General features: G+C 61.7%; 15 protein-coding genes. 5 read left to right on the top strand and 10 right to left on the bottom strand.

The window, feature by feature from the left end; translation table 11 throughout:
* The first annotated feature begins 1 nt into the window (after nucleotide 1).
* The gene (locus tag AC4CWH_RS00620; RefSeq protein WP_491319960.1) at nucleotides 2-1,210 is read left to right on the top strand and encodes an MFS transporter; all 1,209 of its coding nucleotides are present in this window, start codon (nucleotides 2-4) and stop codon (nucleotides 1,208-1,210) included.
* A 14-nt stretch (nucleotides 1,211-1,224) separates the two neighbouring features.
* On the opposite strand, the gene AC4CWH_RS00615 is transcribed toward AC4CWH_RS00620, so the two are convergent.
* From AC4CWH_RS00615 to AC4CWH_RS00600, 4 genes are all read right to left on the bottom strand, one after another.
* On the bottom strand, nucleotides 1,225-2,037 hold the full coding sequence (locus AC4CWH_RS00615) for an ABC transporter permease subunit (RefSeq protein WP_491319959.1): 813 nt from the start codon (nucleotides 2,035-2,037) through the stop codon (nucleotides 1,225-1,227).
* Nucleotides 2,037-2,756 carry an ABC transporter permease gene (locus AC4CWH_RS00610; protein WP_491319958.1) on the bottom strand — a complete coding sequence of 240 codons (720 nt, stop codon included), beginning with the start codon at nucleotides 2,754-2,756 and terminating at the stop codon, nucleotides 2,037-2,039. Before AC4CWH_RS00610 ends, AC4CWH_RS00615 begins: the two co-directional genes overlap by 1 nt.
* Nucleotides 2,757-2,838: 82 nt before the next feature.
* A complete protein-coding gene (locus AC4CWH_RS00605; protein WP_491283689.1) occupies nucleotides 2,839-3,621 on the bottom strand; it encodes a transporter substrate-binding domain-containing protein in 783 nt (260 codons plus the stop codon).
* Between the two features lie 41 nt (nucleotides 3,622-3,662).
* Nucleotides 3,663-4,436: an ABC transporter ATP-binding protein gene (locus AC4CWH_RS00600; RefSeq protein WP_491319957.1), complete on the bottom strand. Its 774-nt coding sequence runs from the start codon at nucleotides 4,434-4,436 to the stop codon at nucleotides 3,663-3,665.
* Nucleotides 4,437-4,620: 184 nt separating this feature from the next.
* Here AC4CWH_RS00600 and AC4CWH_RS00595 point away from each other — a divergent pair, with 184 nt between their 5' ends.
* The 3 genes from AC4CWH_RS00595 to AC4CWH_RS00585 are packed head-to-tail and all read left to right on the top strand — an operon-like array spanning nucleotide 4,621 to nucleotide 7,370.
* Complete coding sequence (locus AC4CWH_RS00595) at nucleotides 4,621-5,499, top strand: dimethylarginine dimethylaminohydrolase family protein (RefSeq protein ID WP_491319956.1); 879 nt, start codon at nucleotides 4,621-4,623, stop codon at nucleotides 5,497-5,499.
* Nucleotides 5,496-6,140: a TetR family transcriptional regulator C-terminal domain-containing protein gene (locus AC4CWH_RS00590; protein WP_491319955.1), complete on the top strand. Its 645-nt coding sequence runs from the start codon at nucleotides 5,496-5,498 to the stop codon at nucleotides 6,138-6,140. Before AC4CWH_RS00595 ends, AC4CWH_RS00590 begins: the two co-directional genes overlap by 4 nt.
* Nucleotides 6,141-6,155: 15 nt before the next feature.
* Complete coding sequence (locus AC4CWH_RS00585; protein ID WP_491283685.1) at nucleotides 6,156-7,370, top strand: pyridoxal phosphate-dependent aminotransferase; 1,215 nt, start codon at nucleotides 6,156-6,158, stop codon at nucleotides 7,368-7,370.
* 55 nt (nucleotides 7,371-7,425) lie between these two features.
* On the opposite strand, the gene AC4CWH_RS00580 is transcribed toward AC4CWH_RS00585, so the two are convergent.
* The 6 genes from AC4CWH_RS00580 to AC4CWH_RS00555 form a co-directional block, all read right to left on the bottom strand.
* Entirely contained in the window at nucleotides 7,426-8,112 is a 687-nt protein-coding gene (locus AC4CWH_RS00580) for an ABC transporter ATP-binding protein (protein ID WP_491321317.1), read from the bottom strand.
* Entirely contained in the window at nucleotides 8,109-8,858 is a 750-nt protein-coding gene (locus AC4CWH_RS00575) for an ABC transporter ATP-binding protein (protein WP_491319954.1), read from the bottom strand. The genes AC4CWH_RS00580 and AC4CWH_RS00575 overlap by 4 nt, the downstream gene beginning before the upstream one ends.
* The gene (locus AC4CWH_RS00570) at nucleotides 8,851-9,822 is read right to left on the bottom strand and encodes a branched-chain amino acid ABC transporter permease (protein WP_491319953.1); all 972 of its coding nucleotides are present in this window, start codon (nucleotides 9,820-9,822) and stop codon (nucleotides 8,851-8,853) included. Before AC4CWH_RS00570 ends, AC4CWH_RS00575 begins: the two co-directional genes overlap by 8 nt.
* 11 nt (nucleotides 9,823-9,833) lie before the next feature.
* Nucleotides 9,834-10,754: a branched-chain amino acid ABC transporter permease gene (locus AC4CWH_RS00565; protein WP_491319952.1), complete on the bottom strand. Its 921-nt coding sequence runs from the start codon at nucleotides 10,752-10,754 to the stop codon at nucleotides 9,834-9,836.
* 9 nt (nucleotides 10,755-10,763) lie between these two features.
* Nucleotides 10,764-11,900: an ABC transporter substrate-binding protein gene (locus AC4CWH_RS00560; protein ID WP_491319951.1), complete on the bottom strand. Its 1,137-nt coding sequence runs from the start codon at nucleotides 11,898-11,900 to the stop codon at nucleotides 10,764-10,766.
* Nucleotides 11,901-12,067: 167 nt separating this feature from the next.
* On the bottom strand, nucleotides 12,068-13,696 hold the full coding sequence (locus AC4CWH_RS00555; RefSeq protein WP_491319950.1) for an AMP-binding protein: 1,629 nt from the start codon (nucleotides 13,694-13,696) through the stop codon (nucleotides 12,068-12,070).
* Between the two features lie 398 nt (nucleotides 13,697-14,094).
* On the opposite strand from AC4CWH_RS00555, the gene AC4CWH_RS00550 reads away from it, so the two are divergent.
* The gene (locus AC4CWH_RS00550; protein WP_491319949.1) at nucleotides 14,095-15,861 is read left to right on the top strand and encodes an ABC transporter ATP-binding protein/permease; all 1,767 of its coding nucleotides are present in this window, start codon (nucleotides 14,095-14,097) and stop codon (nucleotides 15,859-15,861) included.
* Nucleotides 15,862-16,075: the final 214 nt, after the last annotated feature.

The raw sequence follows: 16,075 nt of genomic DNA, 5'->3' as shown, positions 1-16,075 counted from the left end.
CATGGCACAAGTGCCGGACAGCGAAAGCGGCGCGCCTGGAAAAATAATGCTCGGCTGGCTCTGCCTTGCCGTGGTGCTGTCGCTGTCGGCGTGGTTTTCGGCAACGGCCGTGGCGCCCGAGATGACGCAGGCGCTGTCGCTTGGGTCCGGGGCTGCCGCATGGCTGACCAATGGCGTCCAGCTGGGTTTCGTCACCGGCGCGCTGATCGCCAGCCTCATCAACCTGCCGGATATCGTTGCCATGAACCGGCTTGCCGCCGTCTCGGCAGCACTGGCGGCGCTCGCCAACGCAGCGCTGCTGCTGGAGCCCGGCCTTGCCGGGGCCGTGTTCTGCCGCTTTGCCACGGGCTTTGCGCTCGCCGGCGTTTATCCGCCCGCCATGAAGCTCGCGGCCACCTGGTTCCGGAAAAGCCGGGGGCTGGCGCTCGGTTTCGTCATCGGGGCGCTGACGGCGGGCTCTTCCCTGCCGCACCTGTTTCGCGGGCTGACGGCATCGCTCGACTGGCGCATTGTCGTGGAGCTTGCCTCGTTCTGCGGGCTCATCGGCGCCGCTCTGTTTCTTCTTGTTGTTCGCGAGGGACCTTATCCCTTTGCCCGCACGGTGTTTGATCCGCGACAGATCGGCCACGTGTTCAAAAACCGTGACCTGATGCTGGTGAATGCCGGTTATTTCGGCCACATGTGGGAGCTTTATGCCATGTGGGCTTGGTTGCTTGCCTACCTGAGCGCGGCGCCTGCGGGTTTTGCGGCAGGCGCCGGGTCGCTTGCAACCTTTGCAGCGCTTGCCGCCGGCATCATCGGCTGTATCGCCGGTGGCGTGCTGGCAGACCGGTTTGGCCGGGCGGTGACGACGGCCGGCATGATGCTGGTGTCAGGCACGGCAGCCCTTGCCATCGGCTTCCTCTTCGACGGGCCGACTTGGGCGCTGATGCTGGTGGTGATCATCTGGGGCATCTCCGTCATCGGCGATTCCGCGCAGTTTTCCGCAGCCGCCACGGAACTGACCGATCGGCATCTCGTCGGCACCGCACTTTCGCTGCAAATGGGCATGGGATTTGCGCTGACGGGCATGAGCATCTGGCTGATGCCGCAGCTTGCCGCGTGGCTCGGCAGCTGGCGCTGGACATTTTTGTTTCTGAGCCCCGGCCCGTTTCTCGGAGCCTGGGCCATGCTGCGGCTTCACCGCCGGAATGCCACCCGCCCGGCCTGAGACCGGGCGTGGGTTCAGACGCCGCGCGTCGGAATGCGGTTTTCCAGAAGCTTGAAGGCATAAACCAGCATGCCGGTGAGGCAGAGATAGATCAGCGCCAGCAGCAGCAGCGGCTCATAGGTCAGAAACGTTTCCTGGCGCACGCGCGAGATGATGGCGTAGACATCGACCACGGTCACGGTTGCCACGAGAGGCGTCGATTTCAGCTGCAGCACCGTCTCTCCGGTCAGCGTCGGCAGCGCGCGGTGGATAGCGCGAGGCAGCCAGATGCGGCGAAACAGCGTAAAGCGCCCCATGCCATAGGCGCGGGCCGCCTCCAGTTCGCCACGGGGCACACCGGCAAAGGCCCCGCGCATCACCTCGCCCTCATAGGCGGCAAAGGAAATCATCAGCGCGGCAAAACCATAAGGCCAGGCCTGGCGCAGATAAGGCCAGAGGAAGGACGAGCGGATTTCCGGATATTGCGCGAACAGCGAACCGAGCCCGTAATAAAGCAGCCAGAGCTGCAGCAGAAGCGGCGTGCCGCGGATCAGGGTGCAGAAGCCACGCGCCGCCCAGGCCAGCGGCTTTGGTCCCGTGACCTGCACGAGGCCGAGCGGCACGGCAAACAGGAAGCCGACGATGGCAGTGGAAAACAGCATCAGCAGGGTCTGGCCGATGCCGTAGATCAGCCGTTCCTGATAACGCGGCAGCCAGTCCCAGCGCATGAACCAGGCCACGCAGAACACCAGCACGACGGCCACCGCCATCAGGAACAGGCGATGCGGCTCAAACAGGCTGCGCGCTTTGGGTGCCACATAGGTGGCAGGGCTCTGGATCTCGCTCATCAGGCGCCTCCCTGACGGACAAGGCCGCGGCGGGCGCGTTTTTCGAGAAGGCCGATCAGCAGGTTGGAGATGAGTGTCACGGCAAGATAAAGCGCGCCGGCGGCGAGAAAGAAGGTCAGATAGGCCTTGGTGGTGCCGGCCGCCTGACGCGTGACCAGCGTCAGTTCGGCAAAACCGACAACGGCCAGCAGGGCTGTATCCTTGGTGGCAATCATCCAGAGGTTGGAGAGACCCGGCAGCGCATAAGGCAGCATGGCCGGCAGCGTGATGCGCCTGAGCGACAGCAGCGGCGACATGCCATAGGCACGCGCCGCCTCAAGCTGGCCGGCCGGCACCGATAGGATCGCGCCACGCAGCACCTCGGTCGAATAGGCCCCCTGCACCACGCCAATGACAAAAATACCGGCGGCAAGCCCGCTGATATCGATGGACGGCAAGCCCACAAGCGCCGTCAGCTGGTTCACCGCATCGGTGCCGGCATAATAGAGGATGAGAATCAGAACGAGTTCCGGCACGCCGCGCACGACGGTGGTATAAACCTCCAGAAGATCGCGCAGGATCGGTCCGCCCCACAGCTTGCCGGCAGCACCACCGGTGCCGATGACGAGGCCGAGCAGATAACCGCCGAACGCCACCTGCAGCGAATGGAGAAGACCGGTCAGGAGTACGCCGCCCCAGCCCGGAGACCAGAGCGAAAGAAGTTTGAGAGTGGCGTCCATGAAGAGGCGCTTTCAAGGCCGGACAGGCACGCCCGGCCCGACGCCGGAAGGCGACAGGCCGGGCGGTCAGGTCTCTGGCGGCTTACTTGCCGTAGATGTCGAAGGCGAAATACTTCTTGGAAATGGTGTCGTAGGTGCCGTTCGAACGGATCGCCTTGATGGCGGCGTTGAACTTGTCCTTCAGCGCCGTGTCTTCCTTGCGAAGGCCGATGCCGATGCCGGTGCCGAGAATTTCCGGATCGTCCTTCACGTTGCCCTTCGATTCGCAGCAGGCCTTGCCCTGTTCGCTGTCAAGAAACGCCTGCAGCGTGATCAGGTCAGCCTGGGTGGCATCGATGCGGCCGGCAGCCAGATCCTGGTTTGCCTCGTCCTGCGTCTGGTATTCCTTGATCTCGGAAACGACCGGGGCAAAATACTTCTTGGCATAATCAGCCGAGACGGTGGACACCTGAACGCCAAGGATCTTGCCCTTCAGGCCTTCCGGCGTGGCGTCGAACTTTTCGCTCTTCGGGCCGATGACGGTGGCCGGTGTGTTGTAATACTTGTCCGAGAAGGCAATCGTCTTTTCGCGTTCCGCGGTGATCGACATGGAGCCGATGATGGCGTCGATCTTCTTGGAGGTCAGCGCCGGAATGATGCCATCCCAGGCAACCGGGGTGACGACGCATTTTTCCTTAGCTTCGGCGCACAGCGCCTCGATGAAGTCGATTTCCCAACCGACCCACTTGCCGCTCGCGTCCGGCGAGGAAAAGGGCGGATAGGGTTCCGCGGCAACGCCGATCTTGAGTTCCTGGGCAGAAGCCGAGCCGAATGCGGCAACGCTGACGGCCAGCGCCACTGCGGCGGACTTGAGAAGGTTCTTCATGATTTTCCCCTTTCGGTAATGTCTGTCTGTTTTTGGTTATTCTAGTGGATGGAGCTGATGAACTTCTTCAGTCGTTCCGACTGCGGATTTTCAAAAATGGCCTCCGGCGATCCCTGCTCCTCGATATGGCCGCCATGCAGGAACACCACGTGGTTGGCCACCTGGCGGGCAAAGGCCATTTCGTGAGTGACGAGGATCATTGTGCGCTTTTCGCGCGCGAGATCGCCGATGACGGTGAGGACCTCGCCGACCAGTTCCGGATCGAGCGCCGAGGTCGGTTCATCAAACAGCATAACGAGCGGCTGGATGGCGAGCGCGCGGGCAATGGCGGCGCGCTGCTGCTGGCCACCGGAAAGGAACGCCGGATAGGCATCGCGCTTCTCGTACAGGCCGACGCGCCGCAGAAGCGTCTCGGCCGCAGCAATCGCCTCGTCGCGTGACTGGCCGAGCACATGCACGGGCACTTCGATGACATTCTGTAGAACCGTCATGTGCTGCCAGAGGTTGAAGCTCTGGAACACCATGCCGAGTTTCGTGCGGATGCGCTGCACCTGGCGGCGATTGGCGGGCATCAATCCGCCACGACCATCCTTCTTCATCTCGATGGTTTCGCCGTGGATGGACACCTGGCCTGCCGTGGGCAGCTCCAACAGGTTGATGCAACGCAGGAATGTGGATTTCCCCGATCCGCTGCCGCCAATCAAGGCGATCACATCCCCCTGCTTTGCACTCAGAGATACACCCTTCAGAACCTCAAGCGGGCCAAAACGCTTGAAAAGATCCCGTACTTCAATGGCTTGCGCCGTTTCCGCCATGTTACCTTCACTGCCGGACGTTCATCGCCCGATCTCTCTACCGACTATTCCCCCAGCAGTTTTTATTGTGTGACGGTGCTGGCGCCGTTGTTTCGATCCGGAGTTTTGCACTTGTCTAAAAATTACTCAAGCGTATAATAAGGGCAACCCCCTGTTTTGATCACCAACACCATAGAGGTTTCCCATGAATGGATACGGCTGCCAGGCCATGGCAACACGGCTGTCGCGCGTGCTGATGCGCCGCCCCGGCGCAAGCCTTCGCGCCGCAGATGCCGCACAATGGCATTACGGCCCGACTTTCGATGCGGAAAAGGCGATTGCCCAGCATGGTGAGTTCGCCGCTCTGGTTGCTGCCTCCGGCGCCGAAATCCTCTGGCTGGAAGATGAGGGCGATGGGCTTGCCGATTCCATGTTCACGCATGATCCCTCACTTATGACCGACAAGGGCGCCGTGATCCTGCGCATGGGCAAGCCCTTGCGCGCCGACGAACCGGCGCTGCATGCAAAAGCCTATCGCGACGCCGGCATTCCGATCCTCGGCACCATCGAGGCGCCGGGCACGGTGGAAGGCGGCGATTGCGTGTGGGTGGATGACAAGACGCTGGCCGTCGGTCGCGGCGTGCGCAGCAACCAGTCCGGCATCGAGCAGTTGTCGGCCATTCTCGGCACGATCGGCGTCACCGTTCTCGGGTACGATCTGCCGCTCTGGCAGGGCGAGGAAGCCTGCCTGCACCTGATGTCAGTCATCAGCCCGCTCACTGAAACCATGGCGCTCGTGCATGCCCCGCTGATGCCGGCTGCCTTCTATCTGATGCTGAAGGAGCGTGGCTTTACGCTCATCCATGCGCCGGAAGCCGATTTTGCCGCAAGCAACGGCCTCAATCTCAACGTGTTGCCGACAAGCCCCGGCCAGGTGATCATGGTGGAAGGTTTTCCCGCCACCAAGGCTGCCATGGAAGCGCATGGCTGCACTGTCACCACGTTTGCGGCCGATGCGCTCTGCATCGCCTGCGAGGGTGGCCCGACATGCCTCACCCGCCCGATCCTTCGGCAGGCTGCGTGAACAGGCGGACCTTCCATAGGGCCCCCGAGGCCGAGCGACGCGAGGATCTGATCACCGCGACGCTCGATTGTATTGCCGAGCTTGGCATCCAGGGCGCCACCGTGCGCCAGATTGCCACCCGCGCCGGTGTGACCGGCGGGCTCATCCGGCATTATTTCGCGAGCAAGGACCTGATGATGCAGGAAGCCTATCGCGAGGTGATGCGCATGATGAGCGCGCCGGCCTTTGCGGCTGCCGACAGCGAGGGCACGGCGCGCGAACGCCTGATCCTCTTTATCGCCGGCAACCTCACGCCACCGGTCACCGATCCGCGTATGCTGTCGCTCTGGGCAGCCTTCATCGGCCATATTCGCGTCGAGCCGGCCTTTGCCGCCATTCACCGCGAAAATTACGTCGCCTTCCTGTCGGTGCTGCAAGATCTGCTGCAGGCCTTTTTCGAAGAACAGGGAAAGCCGCTGGCTGCCGATACCTGCCGGCACCACGCCATTGCATTGAACGGCCTGATCGACGGGTTGTGGCTGGAGGGAACGCTGGTTTCCGACATGTTTCACGATCATGAACTCGCCGATACCGCCATCCTCTCGGTCGAGCGGCTGCTGGGCCTGAACCCCGGCGATCTCGTCGCTCCCATCCGTACCTGAACTGGAGATTTTTCCGTGCGTTACGCTTCCATCACCGACCGCCTTGCCGATCTCGGTTCCGGCCGCTGGGCCCTTCATTTGCAGGCCCGCCGCATGAAGGCTGCCGGCGAACCGATCATCGAGCTTACCATCGGCGAGCCGGACCTGCCGCCGGACCCGGAGCTTCTGGCCGAATGCGCCCGCGCCATGCATGCCGGCCGCACCCGTTATTCCAATGGTCGCGGCGAGCCGCCGGTCCTGAAGGCGCTGGTGGAAAAATATGAAAAGCGCCGCCCGGGCGTGACGGAAAAGAATTTCCTCTGTTTTCCCGGCACGCAGACCGCGCTTTATGCCGTGATGACAGGGTTGGTGGAAGCCGGTGACGGCGTGCTGGTTGGCGATCCGCTTTACGCGACCTACGAGGGCGTCATTGCCTCCACCGGCGCACACTTTATTCCGGTCCCGCTTCGCCCGGAAAACCGTTTTCACATGCAGGCAGAGGATCTGGAGCGGGCGATCACGCCGGAAGCGCGCGTGCTGCTTTTGAACACGCCGCACAACCCGACGGGTGCCGTACTGACGGAGGCGGAAATTGCCGCCATCGGAAAGATCTGCCGCAAGCACGATCTCTGGATCGTCTGCGACGAGGTTTATGAACAGCTGATCTTCGGTGAAGATTTTGCCTCGCCCTTCGATATGGCCGATCTTGCCGAGCGCACCATCGTCGTTTCCTCGATCTCCAAGTCGCATGCAGCGCCGGGCTTTCGCAGCGGCTGGGCGGCAGGCCCGGAAGAATTTTGCGAAAGGTTGCTGCCGGTTTCCGAAACCATGCTGTTTGGCGTGCAGCCGTTCATTTCCGACATGACGGCGCTGGCGCTCTCCAAACCCTTCGAGACCGCGGGTATCATGCGGACGAATTACGAGCGCCGCGCCAAGATCGTGCGCGATACGCTTTCCGGCAGCAATCTGTTGAAGCCGATGATGCCGGAAGGCGGCATGTTCGTGGTGGTGGATGTGACGGCAACCGGCTTGGCCGGCGCCGATTACGCGCTGGAACTGCTGCAGAGCGAAAAGGTCGCTGTCATGCCCGGCTCCTCTTTCGGCCATCAGGCGGCCGGTTTTATCCGGATTTCGCTGACGGTGCCGGATGAGGTGCTGGAAGAGGCCGTGAAGCGCATGGCAAACCTTGCCAGCCGCCTCGCCGCCCTGCCGGACGCGCAGAAAAGAGCAGACGGACGGCTCGGCGCCTGACGCGCTCCCTGTTGATCAACCGGTTCTCGCGCCCACCGCGCGAGAGCCTGTTTCCTCAGATGCCGAGATAACGGTCCTGCAGATCCGGCGTCAGACCATCCGGCCGGCCGGTCCAGACGGTTTTTCCGTTTTCCAGAACCACGCAGCGATCCGCCACCGGCAGCAGTTCCGAAAGGGTCTTGTCGACCACGAGGATCGAAAGGCCGTCGTCCTTCAGCGTGCGGATGGCGCGCCAGATATCCTGGCGGATGACAGGCGCCAGACCTTCGGTTGCCTCGTCGAGGATAAGAAGGCGCGGATTGGTCATCAGCGCCCTGCCGACCGCCAGCATCTGCTGCTCTCCACCCGACAGCGAGCGCGCCATCTGTCCGTGGCGTTCTTCAAGACGGGGGAAAAGCGCGTTAACACGTTGAAGCGTCCAGCGGCCGGGGCGTGCGGCGGCGACCAGATTTTCATGCACCGTGAGGTTTGGAAAACACCGCCGCCCCTCCGGCACAAGGCCGATGCCGAGGCGGGCGACCTTGTGCGGGGCCAAACGCTTCGTCGAGGCGCCATCAAACAGCACATGGCCTGACTTCGGCGGCATGAGGTTGCAGATCGACTTGATCGTGGTCGATTTTCCCATGCCATTGCGCCCCATCAGCGCCACAACCTCGCCCTCAGCCATCTGGAATTCGACGCCGAACAGCGCCTGACTGGCGCCATAGAAAGTGGCAATATCCTGGATATCGAGCAGCATCAGGCGTGATCTCCAAGATAGGCCTGCCGCACGGCCGGGTCGTTGCGGATCTCGTCCACCGTGCCTGTCGCGATCACCCGGCCATAGACCAGAACCGAAACGCGGTCGGCGAGCGCAAAGACGGCATCCATGTCATGCTCCACAAGAAGGATCGGCGCTTCCTGGCGTAGCGTGTCGAGAAAGCCGGTCAGCACTTTGGAGCCTTCCGGCCCCATGCCGGCCATCGGCTCGTCGAGCAGGAAGGCTTTGACATCGAGCGCCAGCGCAATGGCGATCTCCAGCTGGCGTTTTTCGCCGTGGGAGAGTTCGGAGGCCGGCACATGCGCACGCGCCGCAAGACCCACCCGTTCCAGCCTTGCCATCGCCGCATCCGTGAGCGAGCCGTCGCGCAGGACAGGCTTGAAAAAACGGAAGCTGGACCCTTGGCCGGCCTGCACCGCCAGCATGACGTTTCGCAGGGCGGAAAACTCGCCGATGAGCGAGGAAATCTGGAATGTGCGGCCGAGCCCCAGCCGCGCGCGTTCTGCCACGGCAAGCTGGCTGATGTCGCGGCCGGCTAGCGTGATCGTGCCGGAATCCGGCCGCAGCGTGCCGCAGATCTGGTGGATCAGCGTGGATTTACCAGCGCCGTTCGGCCCGATCAGCGCGTGGATTTCGCCCGCGTGAAGATCGATGGTCACGCCATCGGTTGCCTTCAGCGCGCCAAAGCTCTTGTGCAGATCTTGGATGGAGAGAACCGGATCAGCCATGACGCACCTTTCCGGCAAGAAGCCCGATCAGACCGCCGCGCGCAAAAAGCACGGTGGCGAGCAGGATGAGGCCGAGGAAGAACTGCCAGCGTTCGGTCAGCCCGCCCAGCAGATATTCGAAGATGACGTAGAGGGCAGCGCCGGCGACCGGCCCCATCAACCGACCGGTGCCGCCGAGAATGATCAGCACGATGAGTTCGCCCGACATGTGCCAGGAAAGCATCGACGGGCTGACGAACCGGTTGAGATCGGCATAAAGCGCGCCGGCCACCGCCGTCAGCATGGCGGAGAGGACGAAGGCCGTGAGCCGGATCGGCATCGGCGAAATACCGATGGATGCCACCCGCACATCGTTCTGGCGCACCGCCTGAAGCGCCGCCCCGAAGCGCGAGGAGCGGATCAGCGCCGAGAGGAGGATGCCGACCAGAAGCACGCCGTAGCAGATCAGGAAAAAGTTCATCGGCCGCATGGTGTTGACGCCGGGAAACTGGTTTCTGACGACGATCGACAACCCGTCCTCACCGCCATAGGCGGGCCAGGAGATGGCGAAATAATAGACCATCTGCGCAAAGGCGAGCGTGATCATGATGAAGTAGACGCCTGACGTGCGCAGGCTGATGGCGCCGATGGCAAGGCCCAGCACCCCGGCCGTCATCATGGCGACCAGCCAGACGACGAGCATCTGTTTGGAGCCGGACAGACCGAACAGCATCGGATCGCCCGAAAAGGCGTGCGACGACAGGATGCCCGCCACATAACCGCCGACGCCGAAAAACGCCGCATGGCCGAACGAGACGAGACCGCCAAGGCCAAGCGCGATGTTGAGCCCGGTTGCTGCAAGCGCCAGAATAGCGATGCGGGTGGCAAGCGTGATGGTGAAAGGCTGGCCGGCGGCCTGCGCGATGAACGGCACCGCGAGAAGCGCCAAAGCCAGCACGAGATTGAGGATGTTTTCGCGGGTCATCAGAAAAGCCCTCATGCCTGCGCCGGAAACAGGCCGCGCGGTTTGACCGCAAGGATGACCGCCATCAAGATATAGATGAGCATGGAGGCAAGCGCCCCGCCAATGAGCCCCGCCTGCGCGGGTGGAACCAGCAGCGCCAGCACCTGCGGCAGCAGCAGCCTCCCCATCGTATCGACGACGCCGACCAGAAGCGCGCCGATGAGCGCGCCCTTGATCGAGCCGATGCCACCGATGACGATGACGACAAAGGCAAGGATCAGCACCGGCTCGCCCATGCCGACCTGCACCGATTGCAGCGCGCCGACCATGCCGCCGGCAAGGCCCGCAAGGGCAGCGCCCAGCGCAAAGACCAGCGTGTAGAGTGTGCGGATATCGACGCCGAGGGCGGCAATCATCTCGCGGTCGCTTTCACCGGCGCGGATGCGCATGCCAAGCCGCGTCTTCGAGATGAGGCCATAAAGCCCGAAGGCGACGAGACCGCCGGCGAGAATGATCGCCAGACGGTACAGCGGATATTGCGCGCCACCGGGCAGAGCGACCGCCCCTTCGAGCAGCGGCGGAATATCGAGATAAAGCGGGAACGAGCCGAATAGCCAGCGCGTGCCCTCCGAAAAAATGAGGATCAGCGCAAACGTCGCCAGCACCTGATCGAGATGATCGCGGTCATAGAGACGACGGATCACGGTGACCTCGATGAGGGCGCCGGCAGCGGCCGACGCCGCAAGACTTGCGACGAGGCCGAGCCAGAATGAGCCGGTCAGAGCCGCCACGCTTGCGCAGGCAAAGGCGCCCACCATGTAGAGCGAACCATGGGCCAGATTGATCAGGCCCATGACGCCAAAGATCAGCGTCAGCCCGGCGGCCATGAGAAAGAGCATGACGCCGAGCTGAACCCCGTTCAGCAGCTGCTCGATGGCAAGCGCAAAGGTCACGAAGCGTCCTTACTTCTTGCAGGCCTGCGCATAGGCATCGCCGTGATCGGTAAAGATCTTTTCGATGATCTTGTTGGTGAGAACGCCGCCGTCCTTCACCACTTCCGTCACGTAGATATCCTGGATCGGGTGACGGTTGGTGTTGAACTTGAACTTGCCGCGCGGCGACTGGATGTCGGCCTTTTTCAGTTCGGCTGTGAAGGCGGCCGTATCCTTGACGCTCGCCTTGGAGGCGGCAGACAGGATCAGCTGAGCCGCATCATAGGCCTGCACGGCATAGATTGACGGCAGGCGGCCATATTCCTTTTCAAAGGCCGGCACGAACTTCTTGTTGGCCGCGTTGTCCAGATCCTTCGCCCACTGGCCAGACGCCTTTGCGCCGAGAGCTGCATCGCCGATGGCCGGCAGCACGTCCTGGCTGAACGAGAAGCCGGGGCCCATGACCGGGATTTTGACGCCGGACTGCGCGTATTGCTTCATGAAGGCGATGCCCATGCCGCCCGGCAGGAAGGCGAACACGCCATCGGCGCCAGACGCACGGATCTGGGCGATTTCAGCGGCATAATCCGTCTGGCCGACCTGGGTATAGACCTCGTTTGCCACCGCACCCTTGAAGTAGCGCTTGAAGCCGGTCAGCGAATCCTTGCCGGCGGGATAGTTGGGCGCCATGATGAACATCTTCTTGTAGCCCTTGTTGGCATATTCGCCCATGGCTTCATGAAGATTGTCGTTCTGGTAGGCCGCGTTGAAATAGAGCGGATCGCATTTTTCGCCGGCAAGCGCTGCCGGGGCGGCATTGGTGGAGACGTAGATCTTGCCCTGGGCAACCGCACCCGGCACGACCGCCATCAGAAGGTTCGACCAGACGATGCCGGTCAGGATATCCACCTCATCGCTCTGGATCATCTTGTCGGCGATCTGCACAGCCAGTTCCGGCTTCTGCGCGTCGTCTTCGGTGATGACAGTCACGTCCTTGTTGCCGGACTGCTTGATGGCCAGCATGAAACCATCGCGCGTATCGACGCCAAGGCCCGCACCACCGCCAGACAGCGTGGTGATGAGGCCGATCTTCACCGGTTCGGCCATGGCAAGAGTGGAGGCGCCGAGCGAAAGCGCAAGGGTGGCGGCCTTGAGGAAAGTCTTCATGTCATGCACTCCCGTTTGTGTCTGATGTCCCACTTATTCTTGTCTTCGGCGCCCCGGGTTTCCCGTGTGATCACCGTATTCCGAGAGGGACCATAACGCCCCCAGCGCAAACTTTCACAGTCGAAAGAAAACATCCACAGGATGCAGTGGCAAAACCCTGCGCACCATCACGCGGCATGCCCGGATTTCAACCGGAAACGCTGGATCTTGCCGGATTCGGTTTTCGGCAGTGCCTGCGTGAAGACGATGGAGCGCGGATATTTGTAGGGCGCGATGATTGCCTTCACATGCTCCTGCAAAAGCTTGGCCAGCGCATCGCAGGCCTGTTCGTGATCGGTGAGCACCACATGGGCCTCGACGATATGGCCGCGCGCCTCGTCGGCCACGCCGATCACGGCGCATTCCAGCACCGCCTCATGCTTCAGAAGTGCTGCTTCCACTTCAGGGCCGGCAATGTTGTAGCCGGCGGACACGATCATGTCGTCGGAGCGGGCGGCGAAATGGAAATAACCGTCCTCATCCTCGAAAAAGCTGTCGCCCGTCAGGTTCCAGCCGTCGCGCACATATTCCTTCTGGCGGTCGTCGGCCATGTAACGGCAGCCGATGGGACCCTGCACGGCAAGGCGGCCGATGGTGCCGCGCGCCACCTCGTTCATTTGCTCATCGACAACTTTCGCCCGGTAGCCGGTGAGCGGTTTGCCGGTGCAGGTGGGTTTTGCGTCGCCCAGGCGGTTGGAGATGAAGATGTGCAGCATTTCGGTGGCGCCGATGCCATCGAGAACGGGGATACCGGTCTTTTGCGTCCACTCGTCAAACACCGGCCCCGGCAGCGTTTCACCGGCGGAGACTGCGATGCGCAGGGAAGACAGGTCCACAACGCCCTCACCCATCGCAGCCAGCATGGCGCGGTAGGCGGTCGGTGCGGTAAAGCAGATGGTGGCGCGATAGGTCTCGATGATCTCCATCATTTTTGGCGGCGTGGCGTGCTCCAAAAGCGTTGCCGCGGCACCGAAGCGCAGCGGAAAGATGGCAAGCCCGCCCAGCCCGAAGGTGAAGGCAAGCGGCGGCGAACCGACAAAGACATCGTCCGGCGTGACAGAAAGCACTTCCTTGGCATAGGCATCGGCGATGATCAGCAGGTCGCGGTGGAAATGCATCGTCGCCTTGGCAATGCCCGTCGAGCCGGAGGTGAAGCCTAAAAGCGCCACGTCGTCGCGCCCGGTCTTCACCGCCTCATAACGCACCGGCTTGTTGAGGGCTGCTCGATCCAGTTCGGCATCGTGGTTGGCGGTGCCATCAAAACCGATCACCTGGGTGAGGAACCGGCTCTCCTTGGCAACCGCCACCAGTTCATCCATCAGGCGCGTATCACACAGCGCCATGGAGATTTCCGCCTTGTCGATGGTTTTTGCCAGCTCGCCTGCCCGCAGCATCGGCATGGTGTTGATGACAACGGCGCCGGCCTTGGTGGCGGCAAGCCAGCAGGCGACCATGGCCGGATTGTTGGCGGAACGGATCAGCACGCGGTTGCCGGGCTTCAGGCCATAATCTTCTGTCAGCGCCCGCGCGATGCGGTTCGTCCAGTCCGACAGTTCCTTGTAGGTGCGCCGGCGACCGTTGCCGATGAGGGCGGTGTGATCGCCAAAACCTTTTTCCACCATGCGGTCGGTCAGTTCCACCGCAGCGTTCAGGTATTCCGGGTAATCGAAGCCCTCGAGCAGCAATTCCGGCCACTGATCCAGCGGCGGAAGATTGTCGCGGGCAAACGTATCCACATGGCCAGTGGGTCCCAGCATGGCTCTTGTTCCCTTCGTCTTCTAACGTCCGATGTCGGTTTCCTCTCCGGCATGGTCGTCCTTTTGAGGCTGTTTCCGCCTCTTGTGAGGGAAAGAATTGCACCGGAGGTCGCCCGTGGCAAGACAGAAATTTTAAGTTTGTAATAATTTTGAGGAGCGGCCGGCGCGCGGGCGTCTCAGGTGCGCCAATTCCTGCGGCATCAGGCTCGGGCAACGGAGGAGGCGCAGGGTGCTGGCGGGCGAGATGCTGGGCAGTGGCTGCGGAAATTATCCGCCCGGGTTCCCGGGGCAGATAGTAAGCGGCGCGATTTACAGTATAGCTCTGTTCCAAGGCCCGTCCGATGCCGACCTCGCGGAGCACGGCGGCCGATCGTGCAAGATCACATGCGGAAAGCACCATGGCAGCACAGACGGATCAAAACGGTAAAGACCCATCCGACTTCGAGATCGGCAATGCCGGCTTTCGCTTCGACGCGCAGTTGCGCATGATGATGAGTGCCTTCTGGACCTCCGGCGTGCGCGTGAGGGTTCTGCTGCTGACCATCGGGCTTCTGGCCGTCATCCTGACCACGGTCTATGGGCAGTACCGGCTGAACCACTGGAACACGCCTTTTTACAACGCGCTTGAGCAACGCGACCTGCCTGCTTTCTTCGAGCAACTGAAAGTGTTTTTCATCATTGCCGGATCGCTTCTGGTGCTCAATGTCGTGCAGGCATTCCTGAACCAGATGACCGCGCTTTACATGCGCGAGGGTCTTTCGCGCGATCTCGTCGATCAGTGGATGAAGCCGCGGCGGGCGCTGAAGCTTGCCAGCTACGGCAAGATCGGCATCAACCCGGACCAGCGCCTGCATGAGGACGCGCGAAACCTTGCGGAATTGACGACTTCGCTTGGCATCGGCCTTGTCAATTCGACCATCCTTCTCGTCAGCTTCATTGGCGTGCTCTGGGTGATTTCCGCCGATTTCAGTTTCACCATCGACGGGCGCCAGATCGCCATTCCCGGCTACATGGTGTGGGCAGCCCTGCTTTATGCGGCAACCGCCTCGCTGATCAGCAATGTGGTGGGGCGCCACCTGCCCCGCCTCAATACGGAGCGTTATTCCAAGGAAGCGGAAATGCGCTTCACGCTGATGCACACCAATGAAAACCTCATGGCCATCACGCTGACCAATGGCGAAGACAGCGAGCGCCAGCGCATCCAGCTGTCGATCGGGGCGGTTCTGGCGGTCATCCGCAAGCTTGCGCTTGCCTATACCAACCTGACCTGGGTCTCCTCCGGTTTCGGCTGGTTGACGACAATCGCACCGATCCTCATTGCAGCACCGGTCTATTTCAACGGCAGTATTTCCTTCGGCGGGCTGATGATGGCAGTCGGCGCCTTCAACCAGGTCAACACGGCCCTGCGCTGGTATGTCGACAATTTCAGGCCCATCGCCGATTGGAAGGCAGCGCTTTACCGCGTCTCGGTGTTTCGCCGGGCGCTGATCGAAGTAGACAAGGCAGAAAGCCAGAAAAAGCCGATCATACAGCCCTCCTCTACTGGCCAGATCATTCTGAAAGACGTGATACTGCAGGCCGGACCGGCCGCATCCACAACCGAACGTGGACTGCAGCTTGCCGGTGAAACCGTTATAGAACCCGGCTCGCGGGTGATGATCAACGGTGATCCGAAGGCCAACCGCCATCTTCTCTTCCTCGCGATGGCCGGCCTTTGGCAATGGGGGGAAGGCGAAATCCGCATGCCGCCGCTCGACGACATCCTGTTCCTGTCGCAGAAAGCCTATTTTCCCGACGCCACGTTGCGCGAAGCCATGACCTATCCGAAAAAAGCCACCGACTATTCCGATGAACAAATGGTGGCGGCTCTTTCGGAGGTCGGCCTGGAGCGGCTGGCCGACAGGCTTGACGTGCGGGATCGCTGGGAGCGCGTGCTGGACGAAGAAGACCAGGCGCGGCTGAGACTGGCCAACGCCCGCCTGATGGAGCCGAAATGGATCGTACTGGATGACGCACTGGAGCTTCTTGATGTGCCCGCACAACAGGAGTTGACCCAGCTCATGGACACATTCCGCCAGACGGGAATTGTCTATATTGGACGCTCGGAGGTGTTTTTGGCGATAAATCCGACACTTGTACACCTTTCGGCATTGCAATCTCTTTAAAGTGTAGAATATAGTCGGAAATACGATAACTATGCTTGATTATACCTCGTTTATAAATCATTAAGTATTAGCACAATACGTTTGACCCACCCATGGTCGTTCCCGCGGAGCCATGATGCAACTTAACCTTGATGTGGACACCTCCGCCCTCTCGCCGCGACATGGCCTCGCGCCGTGCGAGGGACCCAGTGCGACGATCGCCGTGCAGGGCGCT

It is taken from the genome of Neorhizobium sp. PAMB6716, assembly GCF_058242805.1.
The sequence above is the reverse complement of the archived record's forward strand: the minus strand, read 5'-3'. Positions and strand labels throughout refer to the sequence as shown.

What these genes read in the sequence shown, in the direction of transcription:
- AC4CWH_RS00620 (WP_491319960.1), top strand. Translation starts at nt 2, where the DNA reads ATGGCACAAGTGCCGGACAGCGAAAGCGGCGCGCCTGGAAAAATAATG.
- AC4CWH_RS00615 (WP_491319959.1), bottom strand. Translation starts at nt 2,037, where the DNA reads ATGAGCGAGATCCAGAGCCCTGCCACCTATGTGGCACCCAAAGCGCGC.
- AC4CWH_RS00610 (WP_491319958.1), bottom strand. Translation starts at nt 2,756, where the DNA reads ATGGACGCCACTCTCAAACTTCTTTCGCTCTGGTCTCCGGGCTGGGGC.
- AC4CWH_RS00605 (WP_491283689.1), bottom strand. Translation starts at nt 3,621, where the DNA reads ATGAAGAACCTTCTCAAGTCCGCCGCAGTGGCGCTGGCCGTCAGCGTT.
- AC4CWH_RS00600 (WP_491319957.1), bottom strand. Translation starts at nt 4,436, where the DNA reads ATGGCGGAAACGGCGCAAGCCATTGAAGTACGGGATCTTTTCAAGCGT.
- AC4CWH_RS00595 (WP_491319956.1), top strand. Translation starts at nt 4,621, where the DNA reads ATGAATGGATACGGCTGCCAGGCCATGGCAACACGGCTGTCGCGCGTG.
- AC4CWH_RS00575 (WP_491319954.1), bottom strand. Translation starts at nt 8,858, where the DNA reads ATGGCTGATCCGGTTCTCTCCATCCAAGATCTGCACAAGAGCTTTGGC.
- AC4CWH_RS00570 (WP_491319953.1), bottom strand. Translation starts at nt 9,822, where the DNA reads ATGACCCGCGAAAACATCCTCAATCTCGTGCTGGCTTTGGCGCTTCTC.
- AC4CWH_RS00560 (WP_491319951.1), bottom strand. Translation starts at nt 11,900, where the DNA reads ATGAAGACTTTCCTCAAGGCCGCCACCCTTGCGCTTTCGCTCGGCGCC.
- AC4CWH_RS00555 (WP_491319950.1), bottom strand. Translation starts at nt 13,696, where the DNA reads ATGCTGGGACCCACTGGCCATGTGGATACGTTTGCCCGCGACAATCTT.
- AC4CWH_RS00550 (WP_491319949.1), top strand. Translation starts at nt 14,095, where the DNA reads ATGGCAGCACAGACGGATCAAAACGGTAAAGACCCATCCGACTTCGAG.